At 59.1% G+C, this 16335-nt stretch carries 15 protein-coding genes; 7 read left to right on the top strand and 8 right to left on the bottom strand.

Annotated elements, in window-relative coordinates; genetic code table 11:
- The first annotated feature begins 15 nt into the window (after positions 1-15).
- Both FJ039_05000 and FJ039_04995 read left to right on the top strand, forming a co-directional pair.
- Positions 16-1692, top strand: a complete 1677-nt coding sequence (locus FJ039_05000; GenBank protein MBM4405530.1) for an ABC transporter substrate-binding protein — start codon at positions 16-18, stop codon at positions 1690-1692.
- Between the two features lie 225 nt (positions 1693-1917).
- Positions 1918-2658 carry a hypothetical protein gene (locus FJ039_04995; protein ID MBM4405529.1) on the top strand — a complete coding sequence of 247 codons (741 nt, stop codon included), beginning with the start codon at positions 1918-1920 and terminating at the stop codon, positions 2656-2658.
- Between the two features lie 229 nt (positions 2659-2887).
- Here the strand turns inward: FJ039_04995 and FJ039_04990 are convergent, their stop codons facing one another.
- On the bottom strand, positions 2888-3721 hold the full coding sequence (locus tag FJ039_04990) for a glucose 1-dehydrogenase (GenBank protein ID MBM4405528.1): 834 nt from the start codon (positions 3719-3721) through the stop codon (positions 2888-2890).
- Positions 3722-4136: 415 nt separating this feature from the next.
- On the opposite strand from FJ039_04990, the gene FJ039_04985 reads away from it, so the two are divergent.
- From FJ039_04985 to FJ039_04975, 3 genes are all read left to right on the top strand, one after another.
- Positions 4137-5846: an ABC transporter substrate-binding protein gene (locus tag FJ039_04985; protein ID MBM4405527.1), complete on the top strand. Its 1710-nt coding sequence runs from the start codon at positions 4137-4139 to the stop codon at positions 5844-5846.
- 84 nt (positions 5847-5930) lie between these two features.
- Positions 5931-6239: a hypothetical protein gene (locus FJ039_04980; protein ID MBM4405526.1), complete on the top strand. Its 309-nt coding sequence runs from the start codon at positions 5931-5933 to the stop codon at positions 6237-6239.
- A gap of 30 nt (positions 6240-6269) precedes the next feature.
- Positions 6270-7634 carry a hypothetical protein gene (locus FJ039_04975; GenBank protein ID MBM4405525.1) on the top strand — a complete coding sequence of 455 codons (1365 nt, stop codon included), beginning with the start codon at positions 6270-6272 and terminating at the stop codon, positions 7632-7634.
- Positions 7635-7723: 89 nt separating this feature from the next.
- Here FJ039_04975 and FJ039_04970 read toward each other — a convergent pair whose 3' ends face one another.
- Genes FJ039_04970 through FJ039_04960 form a run of 3 tightly spaced genes read right to left on the bottom strand, consistent with a single transcriptional unit; the run spans position 7724 to position 10197 of the window.
- On the bottom strand, positions 7724-8623 hold the full coding sequence (locus FJ039_04970; protein MBM4405524.1) for an SDR family NAD(P)-dependent oxidoreductase: 900 nt from the start codon (positions 8621-8623) through the stop codon (positions 7724-7726).
- Between the two features lie 48 nt (positions 8624-8671).
- Positions 8672-9448 (bottom strand): SDR family oxidoreductase, encoded by a 777-nt coding sequence (locus FJ039_04965; protein ID MBM4405523.1) that lies wholly within the window; start codon positions 9446-9448, stop codon positions 8672-8674.
- Positions 9445-10197 carry an SDR family oxidoreductase gene (locus tag FJ039_04960; protein ID MBM4405522.1) on the bottom strand — a complete coding sequence of 251 codons (753 nt, stop codon included), beginning with the start codon at positions 10195-10197 and terminating at the stop codon, positions 9445-9447. The genes FJ039_04965 and FJ039_04960 overlap by 4 nt, the downstream gene beginning before the upstream one ends.
- Before the next feature lie 431 nt (positions 10198-10628).
- Here FJ039_04960 and FJ039_04955 point away from each other — a divergent pair, with 431 nt between their 5' ends.
- A complete protein-coding gene (locus FJ039_04955) occupies positions 10629-11162 on the top strand; it encodes a cysteine hydrolase (GenBank protein MBM4405521.1) in 534 nt (177 codons plus the stop codon).
- 489 nt (positions 11163-11651) lie between these two features.
- On the opposite strand, the gene FJ039_04950 is transcribed toward FJ039_04955, so the two are convergent.
- Positions 11652-13484 carry an NAD(P)/FAD-dependent oxidoreductase gene (locus FJ039_04950; protein ID MBM4405520.1) on the bottom strand — a complete coding sequence of 611 codons (1833 nt, stop codon included), beginning with the start codon at positions 13482-13484 and terminating at the stop codon, positions 11652-11654.
- Between the two features lie 428 nt (positions 13485-13912).
- Here FJ039_04950 and FJ039_04945 point away from each other — a divergent pair, with 428 nt between their 5' ends.
- Positions 13913-14347 (top strand): hypothetical protein, encoded by a 435-nt coding sequence (locus tag FJ039_04945; protein MBM4405519.1) that lies wholly within the window; start codon positions 13913-13915, stop codon positions 14345-14347.
- A gap of 196 nt (positions 14348-14543) precedes the next feature.
- Here FJ039_04945 and FJ039_04940 read toward each other — a convergent pair whose 3' ends face one another.
- The 3 genes from FJ039_04940 to FJ039_04930 all read right to left on the bottom strand — a co-directional run bounded on the left by FJ039_04940 (position 14544) and on the right by FJ039_04930 (position 16268).
- Positions 14544-14849, bottom strand: a complete 306-nt coding sequence (locus tag FJ039_04940; GenBank protein MBM4405518.1) for a HigA family addiction module antidote protein — start codon at positions 14847-14849, stop codon at positions 14544-14546.
- A gap of 12 nt (positions 14850-14861) precedes the next feature.
- On the bottom strand, positions 14862-15143 hold the full coding sequence (locus FJ039_04935; protein MBM4405517.1) for a type II toxin-antitoxin system RelE/ParE family toxin: 282 nt from the start codon (positions 15141-15143) through the stop codon (positions 14862-14864).
- A 348-nt stretch (positions 15144-15491) separates the two neighbouring features.
- Positions 15492-16268 carry a hypothetical protein gene (locus FJ039_04930; GenBank protein ID MBM4405516.1) on the bottom strand — a complete coding sequence of 259 codons (777 nt, stop codon included), beginning with the start codon at positions 16266-16268 and terminating at the stop codon, positions 15492-15494.
- Between the last annotated feature and the right edge of the window lie 67 nt (positions 16269-16335).

Below are 16335 nucleotides of genomic sequence, written 5' to 3'. Positions count from 1 at the left end.
AGGGGGAGGAGATGTATGAAAATCGTCAATCGCTATGTAAGACTCTTCGCGCTCGTTGTGGTGCTGGCGTTTATCGTCACCGCGTGCGGCGGGGACGATTCAGAACCAGCGGCAACGAAGGCTCCCGCTCAACCCCCTGCGGCGCCCACTGTCGCAGCAACCCCCACACCCGTTCCTCCCACTCCAACGCCTCAGCCGCGTGTCGGCGGCACGTTCAATACGCGCCTGCCTACCGATCCGGTGAACTGGGACCCCCATATCCGGCGCTCCAATGACACGCTGACCCGCTCCCAACCTCTGATCAGCAATCTGGTCCGGTTTGGAGCATATAACGAGAAATCCATCGAGCCGGATATCGCAGAGAGCTACCAGACAAGCAGCGACGGCACGACCTGGACGTTCAAGATCCGCCAGGGAGTGAAGTGGCACGATGGAACGGCGCTCACGGCGGACGACGTGGTGCACAGCCTGCTGCGCATGTCGAAGAGGTCTTCGTTCACGCCGCTGCTAGTCGGCGTCTTCGCAAGCGTTGATACAGTGACGGCCCCTGACAGCTCGACGGTTGTGGTGAAGCTCAGCAAGCCGACGCTGGTTTTCTTCAACGGTTTACTCAGCACTCATGCCGTGGTGCTGCCGAAGCATCTGGGGGACAACTTCGATAAGACGCCGATAGGGTCGGGGCCGTTCAAGTTGGGATCAATAAAGCCCTCGAACGTCACCTCCCTGGTGAAGCATACGGAGTATTACGCCAAGGGCATGCCCTACCTGGACCAGATTGACTACTATACGATCGCCGATAATGCGGCAACGGTGGCAGCGTTCATCACGGGAAGACTCCACTGGCCGGGCGTCGCGCCTGCGGTCGTCAACCCCTCGAACGAAAAGCAGGTGAGGGACGCGATCCCTGGGGTCACCCTCAACAAGGCGCCGAGCGGCACCTACTATTCCTTGCTTAAGCAGACCGCACCGTTCACTGATGCCAGAGTGAGGCGCGCGATACGGCTGGTGTACGACCGGCCCGAATTCGTGCAGGTGGCTCTGGCCGGCGATGGCAACCCCTACAACGTGGACATTTTGCCCAGCAGCTCCATCTGGGCCATGCCCGCTGAGGAGGCGAAGCTTCTCCCCGGCTGGAGGCTGCCGAAGGATCAAGACCTAGCGGAAGCGCGTTCCCTCATGCAGCAGGCAGGGTACAGCGATTCCAACAAGCTCGTGACCAGGATGCACACCCTCGCTCCGAACTTCGATCAGCAGGCTGCGGTGGCGGCAACCCAGCTGCGGAAGATATTCATTGATGCGCGGGTGGAAGCATTGGACGGCGCCACCTCCGCGGCAAGGAGAGCCTCCGGCGACTTCGAGATCATCTTCCTCTCCGCCGCCGGCACCATTGATGACCCGGCCGGGACCTACGCTCGGTTCTATCTTCCCGGCGTGACTGACAATTGGTCTAAGTTTGACCTGCCGGACATCAACCGCTTGTACGATGAGCAAGACAGGATCATAGATGTCAATGCGCGTGTAAGGAAAGTGAGAGAGTTGCAGCTCGCGGCCATCGAGCTGGGGTGGTGGACCATGCTGGGAGAGACACAGCGGGTCAGCCCCGTACCACCACAGGTGCGGCAGTTCCCGCCTGGACTCCTGGGCGTGAACGCGAACCTCTTCCGCTTTGAGCAGGTTTGGCTGGCCTCCTAGAAGCCGTTGCTCCAAGGGTCAGAGCGACCTGGCCGACCATAGCGTTGAATTGGGCACGGGCCTCCGGTTTCTCCGGAGGCCCGTGCAGCGTTTTACGGCAACGCGAGCGGGCTGGGAATCCATATTTGGCAGATGCTGCCTATAGCCCACGCCTTGCGACAGCGTGCCTGGCATGTCTCACTTCAGTAGAATTCGGATGCCCGGCAGTACCAACGGAGGAAGTGCATGGAAGATAGGACACCCACAGGCGTGCTGATCGAGATGGCCAACTGCACCGACCCGAAGGCCGAAGTGGCCTTCAACGAATGGTACGAGAAGGTGCATATCCCAAAGATGATTGGGACAGGAGCGCTCTATAACGGCATCCGGTTCAGGAACACCGCCCCGAACCGCCCTGAGTACGAGCGACGTGTCCCCGAGGCCATCTATTGCACGATCTACGAAACGAATTGGCCGGATACCCGCAAAGCCTATGATGCGATGCAACGCCGTTGGCAGGAGTGGGAGAAGACAGGGGAGCTCCACCCGGCCTTCCAGTGCACCTTCCAAACGATGTTCTGGCGCAGGCCGGAACCGGCCCAGGGCCACACGTCCGAGAAGCCGATCAACGGCATATCGCTAGTCATGATTCGCGGCGATAAGGACTTCACCCGGTGGGCGGAGCATATCCATATCCGCTACATCGTCCAGGCAATGCCCAAGGGCTTCACCATGATCACGCGCTATGAGAACGCCCTCTCCCAAACGGAAGGACCCCTTTGGCTGCACCTTTACGAGCTTGATAGCGAGGACCCCGATAGCGACGTTCGCCAGATGGTGGCGACGGTAAGGCGGTTGCTGGGTGAGGAGACCCCGATGTTCAAGGAATGGGCGAAACACCCCTCCAGGGAGATGTGGTACGTCAACACCTTCAAGCGAGTCAGCCCCGTCGGTGCCGTTCGGCCCATGCACAAGATGGGCTCATAACGGCAGGGGGAAAGCAATGCTCGATTGCCTGTATACCGCCCCCAATTGATTCCCGGACACCGATGAAACATCCATCGGTGATGAAGACTCCTACGCGCTCTTCACCCACTGGTCGCCATCAATGGGCCCTGTTGACCGTGGGTGGTTGCCGCTTCTTACCTCGAAGAAATAGGTGACCTACCGAGGGATGAAGTTGGTCAGACAAGGATTACCGTCAAGTAATCACTGCTTATGCGAGAGGGGGACGACTGGTCCACCCGCCGCTTGGTTGGCGGTAAAAGCCTCCCGCAGCATAGGCGCCGCCATCAAGGTTCACGGTGATGCCCGTCACCCATCGGGAGAGGTCCGATGCCAGGAAGACAGCCACCCCTGCGAGGTCGTCCGGATCGCCGTAGCGGCCCAGGGGTATCCAGTAGGGGATCAACGACCGTTGCTCCGGGGGAACACGCTCGACAGCCTGCACCTGCAGGGTTTCGGTTGTCTCCGGCGCGATCGCGTTGACGCGGATCTGGTATTTCGCCAGCTCCAACGCAATGCTCTTTGTGAACTGAGTGATGCCCCCCTTAAACGTGGCATAGATAGAGCCGCCCGGGATGCCGCGAAAGGCCTCTATGGTGGAGACGTTGATGATGCTGCCGCCTTTTCCTTGCTCGATCATGAGCGGCGCGATGGCATGGGTGCAGTAGAAGACTTGCTTCAGGTTGATACGGTAGAGCGCCTCCCAGTCCTCTTCTGACGTTCTGATGAAGTTCTTTTTGATGCCCAGAAAGTCGCCGACGTTATTCACGAGGATATCAACCTTTCCGAACTCTTTGACCGCGGCAGCCTTCATCTGGGCCACCTGTTCTTTTTCCTGGACATCCACTACTGAGGCCAAGGCTTGCCCGCCTCGTTTTGCAATGGCGGCGACGGTCTCGTGCGCGCGACCGGCATCCCGTTCGGCGACGACCACCTTCGCCCCATAGGCAGCGAACGTTTCAGAGACACTCCGTCCTATGCCTCCGCCTCCTCCGGTCACGATCGCAACTTTGCCCTTGAGTGAAACCGCAGTGAGATCCAACATGGCCGCTCCCTTCTCTATGAGGCACACCGTCTACAGGAACGTTGGTCATAATACTATCGCCCTGGGATGCCTGGATACCGCTGTGACTAGCCCGCATTTCTGACGATTACCCCCTGCTTAAGGAAGGACCTCGAATCACCTGGCGGGATGTCCCAGATATGACGGAGCATGCCGGATGCCCCATCGCGATGGATCCCGGGTGCTAAGCCAGCGACAATTCTGGCATTGCTGCCAGCGTCGTAGGTAGAGATTGCATCGGATGCATATCGTGCCATGTATGGCCTCCTCCTGATTCAGAGGCTGTGGTCACACTCGGAGCCATAGACAGCAGGTGAGAGAATTGGGGCCAGGCGCGAATCTGGGCACTCGATTCACCGATCGGCGAAGGATTCTGTTGGGGAAAGCGAGGACAAGGATGAAGTTCTTGAATCGCCCAATAGTAACGATTTTCGCGTGCTTTCTGGTGATGGCTCTGGTACTGAGTGGCTGTGGTGGCGACGATGAGACGCCTCCGACTGCCACGAGCAGACCTGCTCCTACTAACACACCGGCCCCAACGGCGACCCCCCTACAGCCTACTCCGACAGCAACCCCTATCCCTCCGACGCCGACGCCCTCGCCACGCCTGGGCGGAACATTCGCCACCCGGGTAAGTTCGGACCCCAATCCAAACAACGACTTTCACAAGGCGCGTTCGGCGGACTCCTTTATTCTGCCGCTCCAACCCCTTGTGAACAACCTGATCCGATACGGCGCCTATAACGAGACAGCCATCGAGCCGGACCTCGCCGAGAGCTATACGCAGAGCGCCGACGGCACAACGTGGACCTTTAAGATTCGCCAGGGCGTGAAGTGGCACGACGGCGCACCCTTAACCGTTGACGACGTCGTCTACAGCCTGCTGCGCATGTCCAAGCGCCAACCTGCCTTTTCCCCTCTCCTGGGTTCGCTCTTAGCCACTGTTGATACCGTCACAGCGCCCGACTCTTCAACCGTTGTGGTGAAGCTCACAAGGCCGAACCTGGTCTTTCTCAGCGGCCTTCTCAGCACTCATGCAGTCGTGTTGCCCAAGCACATAGGCGAGGAGTGGGGGTCTAAGCGCATCGGCTCAGGCTCCTTCAAATATGCCGTCGCGAGGCCCGGAAACGTTGTGACCTTGACAAAGAACCCCGACTTTTACCTTAAAGGGGCGCTCTATCTCGACCAGATAGACTCCTACGTCATTGCCGATAACGCGGCCGCCCTTGCCGCCTTCCAAACCGGGCGATTGCATTGGACCAACGTCTCCACCCAGATTGTGAATGCGTTGAACGCGCCGCAACTCAAATCTGCCGTTCCTGGAGTTCAAATCCTGGAATCGGCTGGCGGCATGGGGATTCTCTTTATCAATACCCAAGCGCCTTTCACTGACGCGAGGGTTAGGCAGGCCATACAACTCGCCTTCGACCGCCCCGCCTACGTGCAAGTCGCGCTCTTCGGTTCCGGCAATCCCTATGCCGTTGACGGCTTGCCCTCGGCCACTATCTGGGCGATGCCTGCGGACGAAGTCAAGACATTGCCGGGGTGGAGGACTCCGAAGACTCAGGACCTTGCGCAAGCCAAGTCGTTAATGGAACAAGCCGGGTTCAGTGAAAGGAACCCGCTCAAGACCTCAGTAATGGTCAGCGCCGCTCAATACGGCGATCAGGCAACAGTCTTAGCGACCCAATTGAGAGCGATATACATAGACATGGCCGTCGAGGGTGTTGATATGGCGACCATCTTGCAGCGAAGGAACACGGGCGCCTTTGCGACGCACTTCAGCGGCATCGCGCCTGTCGTTGATGACCCGGCGGGCTACTATGGACGGTTCTACCTCCCTGGGGTTGCCGAGAATTACGCGAAATACGACCTGCCGGATATCAACCGCCTGTACAAAGAGCAGGACGAGACTGGTGATCGTGCAGTGCGTATAGCAAAGCTCCGGGAGCTTCAGCGAAAGTCTGTTGAGCTCGCATGGTGGATTACCGCCGCGGAGACAAAACGGTTTCAGGCCCTCTCGCGCGAGGTAAAGGACTTCCCTCTTCAAGCCGTGGGAGTCAATTCGAACGGGTACCGATTCGAGCGGGTCTGGCTTTCTGCCTAACACGGATTGTTCTAGAACCGAAGAGGGGTATCGGCGAAGCACTCGCCGATACCCCTCTTCTTCAGGTGGCACAGAGGAGTCATCATGGCTGAACTGCGCATCGTGAACCCAATCGCAGAGGCGAGGTCCACAACTGCGCGAGCAAACCGCTTCCCGCCCGCCGCGCGCCCAACAACCCTCGATGGAAAGACGGTCGGGTTCTTCTGGAACGCGAAAGCCGGCGGCGAGATCGGACTCGCGCGCACCAGGGAGCAGCTTCAGCGCCTCTTCCCGAAGGCGCAGTTTCGCGACTTCTTCGGCGAGTTAGGGGTGTCCTTCATTCGCAGAGCGTCGCCTGCCCAATTCAAGAGCATGGCCGAATGCGCTGCTGTGGTCGGCGCAACCGCCGACTGAGGCAGTTGCACGTCTGTGCTCATGCGTGACATGAGCGAATTGGAGAAGCGGGGCGTCGCGACGGTGGTTTGGACGGCCAAGGGCTTTGTCGAAGATGCCCACTGGAGCGCCAACGTCTTCGGCTGCCCTGAAATGCCCATAGCAGAGGTCCCGCTTCCCTTCACGAATCAGGATCCAGGGCACATCCATACCATGGTTGATGCGGCGATGCCGCAGGTCCTGGCCGCCCTGACGCAAAAGCGGCAGCCCATCACCGGGGCACTGGTCTTCAAGCATGTTACCCCTGCCACAAGCCCTGAACTCGTCTACACGGGCCGTGACTTGCTCGAATGCTTTGACGAGATGAACACCGCCTTCATCAAGGCTGGGTGGAGCGACGGGATGCCCCTTGTGCCACCGACCCGAGAGAAGGTGGATGCGATGGTCGCGGCTTCCGGACGCAAGGGCGACGAGATCGTTGGTACCTTCGATCCCGGCTTTGGCATCGGGACCGTTGAGAAGATCACTGTCAATGCGGTCATGGCCGGATGCAAGCCCCAGGTCATGCCCGTCATACTTGCCATGGCCGAATGCATCCTGGATCCCTTGATAGGGCTTCGCTCCTTTGCCATGTCCACCGGCCCCCAAGCGCCTGTAGTTATGGTCAGCGGGCCGATTACGGAGGAGATCGGGATGAACCATGGCGTATGCGCCTTGGGCCCCGGCTCCATATCAGCCGTTAATGTGAGCATCGGCCGGACGTTGAGGCTCATATTGATGAATATCGGCCATTCGTATCCTGGCGTGAGTGATATGGATACTATCGGAAGCGCAATGAAGTTCAGCGCCTGCGTCGCCGAGAACGAGGCTGCGAACCCTTGGGAGCCGTATCGCGTGGCGCGCGGGTATCCGCGGGACTCCTCCACCGTGACTGTCAACGTCCCTTACGGCGTGTGTGAGCTCTTCGACTTCCAGAACCACGACCCGAATCTTCTCATTGAATCTTTCTGTTCCGCGATCCGGAACGGCGCGCAAACAGGCTCAGCCAACTGGCTGCTCGGCACCTCGGATGAAGGTGGCCCTCTCCATGGTGAGCGCCAAAACCTTATCTTGCTCTGTCCCGACCACGCCACCGTCTTTCGTAACGCCGGTTGGAGCCTCCATGATGTGAAAGCGGCTTTGTACAAGCGTTCGCGCCTGCCCTTCCGCACCCTGATGCTCAACAAGCCAAAGCAGGCCTTTCAGGTTGCGCATCCGCATCTCCAGTGGCTCTGGGACCGTCCTGAGACGGAGATATCCATGTTCCGCAACCCTGATTATTTCGATATCTTCGTCGTTGGCGGCGATGCTGGGCGTAGTCTCTACCACTTCGGCGGCTCCCTCTCGATCACTCGTCAGATCAAGAGGCCCCGGTAAGTGAAAGGCCTCCGAACCTGGAGGCCCTTTGGAGTTCCGCCTGTGGCCCGCAACGGCGGGAGCCGGATGAGAGCACCCTGTTGCACCGCCTAGTAAGCCACAGGGAGATGAGGTATTCCCATCATATTCATTGCCTTTGCCAGGTCTTCTGGGGTCCACATGCCATCCTTGTAGATATGCTTTGTGATAGTTAGCGGCTGAAAGAGGCCCACAAGGCTTCCCTGGACAAGGAAATACTGGCCGCTGATGTGTGCGGCCTCCTGGGTGCAGAGAGCGGTCACAACAATCGCGATGTTGTCGGGGTCTTGCGGCACGGTCTTCATGCGTTTGGCTTCAGTGGGATTCGGGCCCGCCTGCTTCCAGCGTGCCCGGCTTTCGGTGACCATGCGCGTGTTTGCAGCATCCGGGTTGACGCCGTTCACGGTGATGCCGAAGGGGGCGAGATCCCGGCTTACGACGTTCGTGAAGCCGAATATCCCGCCTTTGCCGGCTCCATAGGCAGAGTTCCCCACACTGCCGATGAGACTCGCGCGGGAGACCATGTTGACGATGCGTCCCCACTTCTGGTTTTTCATGTAGACGCAAGCATGGCGGGTGCAGTTGTACGTCCCGGAGACGTGGACGCCAACGACGGTGGCGAACGTCTCTGGCGTGATTTCGTAGATGGGAGCGCTGATATTGACGCCGGCGTTGTTGATGAGGATATCAATCTTGCCGAAGGTCTTTACGGCAGTCCCGATGATTCGCCCTGCCGCTTCAAAATCGGCGACGCTATCGTAGCTCGCGACAGCTTGACCACCTTTTGCCCGTATCTCCCCGACAACCTGGTCGGCGGGAGAGGTATCCGCGCCCGTGCCGTCCGTTGATGTCCCAAGGTCATTAATGACGACGGCCGCGCCCATCTCCGAAAGCCTATGGGCAACCGCTCGACCGATGCCCCTGCCTGCACCCGTGACGACCGCTACTCTTCCTTCCAACAGGCTCTGCATCACGTGCTTCCAATGCCGTCGCTACGGGACGCTGCGGACGGCCTCAGGTCACATCCCCGATTGTCCGCCGTCCACAGTGAACGACCCGCCGGTCATGTATGAGGCATCTTCCGAGCAGAGAAATAGGACCAGGCTGGCTACTTCCTCGGGTTTCGCCCACCGGTTCTGCATGTTCCCCTTTGGCATCTTGCCGTCTGGCGGAAGGCCCATGGCGGCGCGCACGTCCGTCATGATGGGCGTATCCACAGGCCCGGGCAGGATCGCGTTCGCGCGCACGCCTTTAGCCGCATATTCGACGGCGATGGTGCGCATCAGCGCCAATACTCCCCCCTTGCTTGATGAATATGCCGTCGTTGACGCCGCGGCAAGCGCGCCGATGGAGGAAGTCATCACAACAGCCCCGCCTCCGCTTTTTACGATGTGGGGCAACGCATATTTCGCCGAGAGGAACATCCCTTTCAAGTTGACATCTATGACTCTGGCAAAGACATCGTCATCCAGATCCATGACCCTGGTGTCACTCTGCGCATAGATGCCGGCGTTGCTAAAGAGGATATGGACAGCGCCGAAGCTTTTCACTGCTTGGTTCACAAGGTTCTGCACATCGGCTGCCTTGGAGACGTCCGCCTTCACGAAGATCGCCTTGCCGCCTTCCCGTTCTATTGTCTGTGTCACCTCGGTCATGCCTGCTTCGGAAATGTCTCCTATCGCAACATTCCCTCCCTCGCGAGCGAATGCGAGCGCCGTCGCGCGCCCGATCCCTGAGCCCCCGCCGGTGATGATGACTCCTTTGCCTTCGAACCGCCTCCGCTGCGCTGCTGTCATAACGCCGTCAGCCCCCCGTCTACGAGGAATACGGCCGCGGTGATATACGAGGCCTCATCGGAGGCAAGGAAGGTCACGGCCGCTGCGATCTCCTCCGGCTGGGCCCTGCGCTTAATCATGGCCGGTATCTTTGCCGGGCCTTGACCGGCGGGAGGCACGCCTTGGCTGTGGGTTAGCGGCGTATCCGTGCCGCCGGGGCAAACCACGTTCGCGCGCACGTTGTCTTTGGCATGCTGGCGGGCAAGGGCGCGCGTCATCGGGATAACCGCGCTTTTCGAAGCGGCATATGCAGGGCGGTTAAAGGCGATCGCGCCTGCCGTTGAAGCGATCGTCACGACCGCGCCGCCTCCGGACGCGATGATCGCAGGAAGGGCGTACTTGGAGCAGTAGAAAACGCCCTTCAGATTGACGCCGATGACTGCGTCCCATATCTCTTCCGGCACTTCTTCCACCAATGCATCCTCCAGTTTGAGGATGCCGGCATCGTTCACCAGGATATGTAGCATGCCGAATCGAAGGGTGATGGCGGTGACGGCTTCTTTTACGTCCGCGGGCCGCGAGACATCGCATTTGATGAACTCCGCCTCCCCCCCGCGTTCGCGCACCAGGCGGACCGTCTCTTCACCGCCTGCCTGATTGACATCCAGGACAGCGACCTTAGCGCCCTCTTGAACAAAGCGTACCGCGATGGCGCGTCCTATTCCGGAGCCTGCGCCCGTCACCATCGCTACCTTGCCCTGCAATTGCATGGATGCTACCTACGATTGCTCAACGTAGTTCTCTCGCCCATTGGGAGAGGCTCTAAGGAGAGGCGGTCGCACGGCCAATGGTGACAAAGGGGCTGTCAGGAAATCATCTCGGACGGGAACTACGCGGGATGCCCGGTTGGAATCCTGATAATGAGGTCCGGCTCCCTGCAGCGCCTCATGGATTGTGCGCGAGTCTAGCACACTTGTAAACGGGCAACAACAATACACGCTTGGCTGGACCTACGGGCATCGTCTCTCAAGCCGCCTCCCGCCTAACCTATACTTAGCAGGCTCCAAGAAGTCGGATGAAGTTTGGGATGGAAGGCTCTAGCGGTTTCCCCTCTGGGATGCCCGCGTACGGATAAGTCGTTTGACTGGTTACGGGAGGCGTTCAGGTGAAGATAGATCTCGCAAAGGCCGTGCTACTTGTGATGGACGTTCAGAACGATATGGTGAGGCGGTTTCTGCCAAGCGACCCGCAATTTCTCGTTCGTCTGAGTGGGGTTATCCAGCACGCCAGGGCTGCTGCTATCCCGGTGCTCTACATTGTTGTTGAGTTTCGTCCCGGGTTGCCCGAAGTCGTTGACCGAGGCTACTTTGCCGACGTGAAAAAGTCCGGGAAGCTGATCTCGGGAACCCCCGAGGTCATGGTACACCCGGCGATAGCCCCAAAAACAAACGATATTATCGTCACAAAGAGGCGGATCAGCTCCTTCGCCGGTTCAGACCTCGAGGTGGTCCTGAGAGGGCTCAACCGCGATCTGCTGATCCTGACCGGCATCTCAACGAGCGGCGTTGTCCTGTCCACGTACCGAGAGGCGTTCGATAAGGACTACTCTCTCGTAGTGATAGCAGATGCCTGTGTGGACAATGATCAAGAGGTGCACCGGGTACTGGTGGAGAAGATTTTCCCGCGCCACGGCATAGTGTTGACTGCCGCGGAGTTTGCTCAGGCTATTCGGTAGGCCCTCTATCTATCAGGCGGGCATCCCGGCACTCTCTCCCAATTGCAGCTTGAGCTTGTCCCTAATACCGGAGGCCCCATGTGCAGCTAGATTTTCTCAGTGGGGATAATGCGATCCGCCTGTGAGGCTTACATAACAGATACGCCGGGATAGACGGCTCATGCAGCCCTGGTCGCTTGACGGGCATATAGACACGCCATAAGCACCCGGGGCAGCGGCAGAAGCGGCTAAAGGAGACAGCCATGGCGGTTGCGAAGACCAGCCCTTCGATGAAGGTCAAAAAGAAACTGGCGCATCCGATCATTGACTAGATGCGAAAAAGCATCGAAGGCTTGTCATAACCAGCCTGCAAAGATGTCTTTAGCATCTTCAGGCTGATTCCTCAATAGCTGGCTCGCCCCGCCTGCTTCCAGTCAAGCGAACGGGCGCTGGCGGCCTGGCAGTCATTGGCTGCGCGGAACAGCATAAATCCCCCTTCACCTGGGGTGCTCAGTCGCGAGGATCGAGCCTTTCCCCTTTGACGATCTCCCAGCCTGGGAAGTCGTCCCGCCGCCACTTGGCGAGCAGTTCTTGATACCCGAAGACGTCACCCCGGCCCCCGCCATAGGAGCCGTTTCTGGGGTTGGCCGCCTCCGGATGGCCCTCGTAGTTGAGGCGGGAGGGTGTGCAAGCGGCCATGAAGTCTCGGGTATCGCGGAAGCAGTTGACGATGGCCTCGGTCCATGCCCTCTCGGCCGCCTCGCTCACGTCGAACACGGCGATGCCGAGCTCATCGAGTTTCGCGATGGTGGCGGCGATGTGGTCGGCGCCGATAACTGTCAAGTGTGTGTAGTTGACTGTGGTGACCGACTGCTGGGACGGCGCAGGCATGATAAAGAGGTTCGGGAATCCCCGGGTTGTGAGGCCGTGGAGGCTAATCATGCCGTCCTTCCACTTCTCCTCTATCGTGATGCCGCCGCGCCCGATGATCGGGTGCCCGGCCCGGCGGGCGAACCGCGTGATCTCGGCCTCAAAGCCGGTGGCGTAGACGATGCAATCGAGGGGGTACTCGACGCCGTTAGCGACCGCGCCGCGCGGGGTGATCTGCTCGACGCCCGCCGGGCAGTCAACAAGAGTAACCTTCGGGTTGTTGAAGGCCGGCAGATACTCATCGTGGAAGCACGGGCGCTTGCAGAAGTAGCGGTAGTACGGCTTGAGCCCCTCGGCCACCCGAGGGTCGGCCACGATTGCCTCGATGCGCTTTCGGTGCTCCTCCATGACGCCGTAGTCGGACTGCTCCACCCGTGCCGCGATCTCCTCAGGGGTCATCTCCGGGCCGCTGGGAGGGATGAGCCTAGCCTGGTACTTGGTCCAGCCATCGTCCACCAGATCGCGCTTCACTGGAAGCCCCAGCATAGCGGCGCTGAAGTTCTCCATCCGCTCCTTCTGCCAGCCTGGGTGGAGGTGCTTCGAGAAGTCGGCGTCGGTAGGCCGGTTTCCGCGCTCGCTGATTGCCGAGGGGGTGCGCTGGAAGACATACACATGCTTCGCGGACTCTCCGAGCGGCGGCACGGCCTGGATGGCGCTGGCCCCGGCCCCGATGACGCCCACAACCTTATCTGTCAGTTTGGCGAGGTGAGGATCGTTGGGCCCGCCGCCCGTGTACTCGTAGTCCCAGCGGGCGGTGTGGAAGGCCCGGCCTTGGAAGTGCTCCATGCCCGGGATCGCAGGCAGCTTCATGAGGTTCAGGATGCCGGTGGCCATGATCAGTCGGCGCGCTCGCACCTCGTCGCCCCTGTCCGTGCGCACGATCCACCGCTGTCCGGCCTCAACCCATCTGCTCTCCTCGACGCCGGTGTGGAAGAGGGTGTCTTTGACTAGGCCGTACTTGATCGCGATGGACTCAAGGTGGCGGCGGATCTCATCCCCGGGCGCATATTTCGTCGTCGGGATGTAGTTCATCTCCTCGAGCATCGGCATGTAGATATACGACTCGACATCGCACATCACCCCGGGATAGCGGTTCCAGTACCAGGTGCCGCCGATGCCTCCCGCCTTGTCAATGAGGCGGATGCGGCGAACGCCGGCCTGCCGCAGCTTGGCTCCGACGACCACGGCAGCCAGGCCCGCGCCGACGATGGCGACGTCAACCTCGTCTCTCACGGGCTTGCGCTCGATGAATGGCGTGAATGGGTCCTTCAGGTACCCCGCGAACGCCTCCTCGCGCCTGAGGTCGTGGATGACGCCGCGCGAGGGGGTCATTCGCTTGGCTCGCTCTTGGGCGTACCTCCGGCGGACGCCGTCGCGGTCAAAGCCGGGCGCCGGATTATCGGACGGTGTCATGCAGTTCGCCTCGCTCTATGGTCAGGGTACGTCGCCGGAGGTGCTCTCGATTCGAATTATGGATTGCCACGGCAAGTGTCGCTTGCCTACGCGGCCATGTCAACGCTGGCGCTCGTAACCCGCGATGGCGTCGTCACCCGACCGGGGGAGGCGCATCCGTAGACCTTCGGCCTTCAGCATCCAGGCCGCCCCGTCGGCGCTCTCGCTCCAGATGGAGCGAGCATGTCAGAGGCCCTCCGCCTGTCGTCAGCGCCCTTTTCCGTCACTATCGCAACTCTTCCCCTAAGAAAGCCCCCTTGAGGTCCTGTATCTATTCCCCTCTGTAAGTACTGCAGTACCGAAATGGGCCCCTTGCGCCGGCAGCCGGCTTGGACCGATATGAAAACTATCTTTTTCGTCACGTAGTCTCGCATGCTCACGAACAACAGATGGCATGCCTGGAGATGCTCTGTGGCGGCGTTCTCGAGCGGCATCCAAAGCTTAGGGTCGCGTTTATGGAATCTGGCTGTGGCTGGATCGCTTCGTGGCTTGAACGCTTAGACAACCATGTGAAGAATTGGGGACATACAAGCGTGAAGCTGCCACACCTGCCCTCCGAGTACTTCAAACGGCAGTGTTGTATTTCCGCTGACCCAGACGAAGTCATGATTCCTGGAATCGTTCAGGTCATTGGTGATACAAATATCCTTTTCGCTTCTGACTATCCCCACCCAGATGGCATATTCCCCGGCGCTGTTGCCGAGATGGCCGAGCGAAAGGATATCTCTGAGGCGAGCAAGTCAAAAATTCTAGCCGAAAACGCCGCCCGCTTTTTCCGAACTAACCCCAAAACGAAGGCTCAGGCCAAAAAGTCCAAACGCTAGAAATCCTCTTGTCGGAGACTTCCGCACTGCCCCTAAATTCTTGGCGGAGAGAGGGGGCTCCGAACTCTGCCGCGAGCACGGGTGCTGGTAGCGGCGTGAAGCGTGTATGCGACTGAAGTGGATTGGGGGCGCTTTTCGCTCCGGTTGACGCGCCAAACTCCTCCAAAATCCGCTTGTCCCCGCTTCGCAAGACGAATCAACGGGCTTTGGCGAAGACCTTCACTTCTTGTTCTAATCGGGCGCCTAGCTTGTCCGCTTCAGCATCGAGGTCATGCTGAGCTTGGAGCCCAAGCCAAAACTCTGGAGACGTGTTGAAATAGCGGGCCAGGCGCAGCGCTGTATCGGCGGTCACCCCCCGCTTCCCCAAGACGATTTCATTAATCCGTCGCGGGTCAACCCTGATGTCCAGCGCCAGTCGATGCTGGCTGAGACCCAAGGGCTTTAAGAACTCCTCCTGGAGGACCTCTCCCGGGTGAAGGGGAGCCATTTTTCCTTCTACCATTGCTCGGGACTCCTAGTGATAATCTGTGATTTCGACCTCAAATGCGGCGCTTTCGCGCCAGACGAAGCAAATCCGCCATTGGTCGTTAACACGAATTGAATGCTGTCCCCTGCGATTCGCGAATAGCTTCTCCAAGCGATTGCCCGGAGGCGACCGAAGATCCTGTAGCGAGCGCGCATTGTTCAACATGCGGAGTTTCCGTAAGGCTGTCCGTTGGATGTCGGGTGGGAACCCCCTCGAATAGAGACGCCGGTAGATCCTCTCCGTGTCCTGATCCTTGAAGGACTTGATCACAACCAAACTCTATAGCGCTTCACGCTAGGCGTCAAGGGCTATGCCAATGGTTCCCGCAGCGCGAAGGCCACCTGCTCCGGACTGTTCAGAGAAATGGAGCCACCTCTTTCCGACTGCTGATGTTGGTGGCGACTACGAAGGTTAATTCGAGTATCGAGCTGATACAGGAAGGGGCCCCGGCGCTTTCCGGAAGGCCCCTGTGTTCCAGGTGGAGACGGGGGGGGAGTCGCTCTCTAGCGCGAACACGGATCTTGGTGGCGGCCTAGGCCTTCACGCCCTCACAGACATGGCCTGCCTTGGTGGCGGTTCGACGTAATCATGCGAGATGGTTTTGTCTGTTTGGGGTGCTCATGTGAGGTTCAATTTGGCCGCCGCGTCGTCTATAGCCAGAACCGTCGCTTCGAATTGTTTGAGATCCCAAGTCGCTGGTCTTCCCGCCACCCCAAGTTTCTCCATGAATCGGCTGATCGAAGCTCCCAACTCTCGAAAGAAGACAGTAACGCGTTCATGATGATTTAAGACAGCTTCCCGCGCGGGGCCCCGCACCTCCAAAAGACTAAGACTGACGACGCCTTGGAGCCGCTCGGCAGTCGCACGGATATTAGCTAATTCGGCCCGTAAGGCTTGCCTCAAAGACTCCAATTGGCCAAGGGTAGTCGCGGTGGTTGGTTGAGGCACGCCTCGCAGACGAGCAAGCCAACCAGGGAGATCGAGTTCTCGGATGGCAGCAAAATAAGAAGACGGATTCAATCTTCCTGACATAGGTTTTGACTGAGAATGGACTTGCGCGAAGGTCTCAAGAGCAACTCGACCTTGAACGGTGGCTTTGCACAGGGCTAGGTTCAAATACTTTACTTCGTACTGCATGCGCGCTGATTCTCCGGGTGCAAGTCGGTTATGGTCTACGCGAAAGGATTCTTCTTGATTGCCAGAAGAAAATGTGACTGTCACGTCCTCGAATTCGATTCGCGGCGAATCGATGTCTGGTACGGCCCTATTAGTCACTGTCACAGTAACTTTGGCACTCGTTTCCTGTGTGGAAGAAGGTCGTGTTACCTCCATCGTGAGTTCGAGCAGGTCGCGGAACTCCGCCCAGAGATATTTAAGCGGCTTCTCGTACCCCATTGAGCCTCCTTAATCCCTCGCAACTTCCAGGCAGTATGCGCCTGGTGCGCAATGCAAACCTTGTTTG

It is taken from the genome of Chloroflexota bacterium (genome assembly GCA_016875535.1).
GTDB lineage: Bacteria > Chloroflexota > Dehalococcoidia > SHYB01 > SHYB01 > VGPF01.
The sequence above is the reverse complement of the archived record's forward strand: the minus strand, read 5'-3'. Positions and strand labels throughout refer to the sequence as shown.

Coding starts and splice junctions, on each gene's coding strand:
- FJ039_04985 (MBM4405527.1), top strand. CDS start 4,137: ATGAAGTTCTTGAATCGCCCAATAGTAACGATTTTCGCGTGCTTTCTG.
- FJ039_04930 (MBM4405516.1), bottom strand. CDS start 16,268: ATGGGGTACGAGAAGCCGCTTAAATATCTCTGGGCGGAGTTCCGCGAC.
- FJ039_04955 (MBM4405521.1), top strand. CDS start 10,629: ATGGACGTTCAGAACGATATGGTGAGGCGGTTTCTGCCAAGCGACCCG.
- FJ039_04990 (MBM4405528.1), bottom strand. CDS start 3,721: ATGTTGGATCTCACTGCGGTTTCACTCAAGGGCAAAGTTGCGATCGTG.
- FJ039_04980 (MBM4405526.1), top strand. CDS start 5,931: ATGGCTGAACTGCGCATCGTGAACCCAATCGCAGAGGCGAGGTCCACA.
- FJ039_04975 (MBM4405525.1), top strand. CDS start 6,270: ATGAGCGAATTGGAGAAGCGGGGCGTCGCGACGGTGGTTTGGACGGCC.
- FJ039_04970 (MBM4405524.1), bottom strand. CDS start 8,623: ATGCAGAGCCTGTTGGAAGGAAGAGTAGCGGTCGTCACGGGTGCAGGC.
- FJ039_04940 (MBM4405518.1), bottom strand. CDS start 14,849: ATGGTAGAAGGAAAAATGGCTCCCCTTCACCCGGGAGAGGTCCTCCAG.
- FJ039_04945 (MBM4405519.1), top strand. CDS start 13,913: ATGGCATGCCTGGAGATGCTCTGTGGCGGCGTTCTCGAGCGGCATCCA.
- FJ039_04965 (MBM4405523.1), bottom strand. CDS start 9,448: ATGACAGCAGCGCAGCGGAGGCGGTTCGAAGGCAAAGGAGTCATCATC.
- FJ039_05000 (MBM4405530.1), top strand. CDS start 16: ATGAAAATCGTCAATCGCTATGTAAGACTCTTCGCGCTCGTTGTGGTG.
- FJ039_04960 (MBM4405522.1), bottom strand. CDS start 10,197: ATGCAATTGCAGGGCAAGGTAGCGATGGTGACGGGCGCAGGCTCCGGA.
- FJ039_04995 (MBM4405529.1), top strand. CDS start 1,918: ATGGAAGATAGGACACCCACAGGCGTGCTGATCGAGATGGCCAACTGC.
- FJ039_04950 (MBM4405520.1), bottom strand. CDS start 13,484: ATGACACCGTCCGATAATCCGGCGCCCGGCTTTGACCGCGACGGCGTC.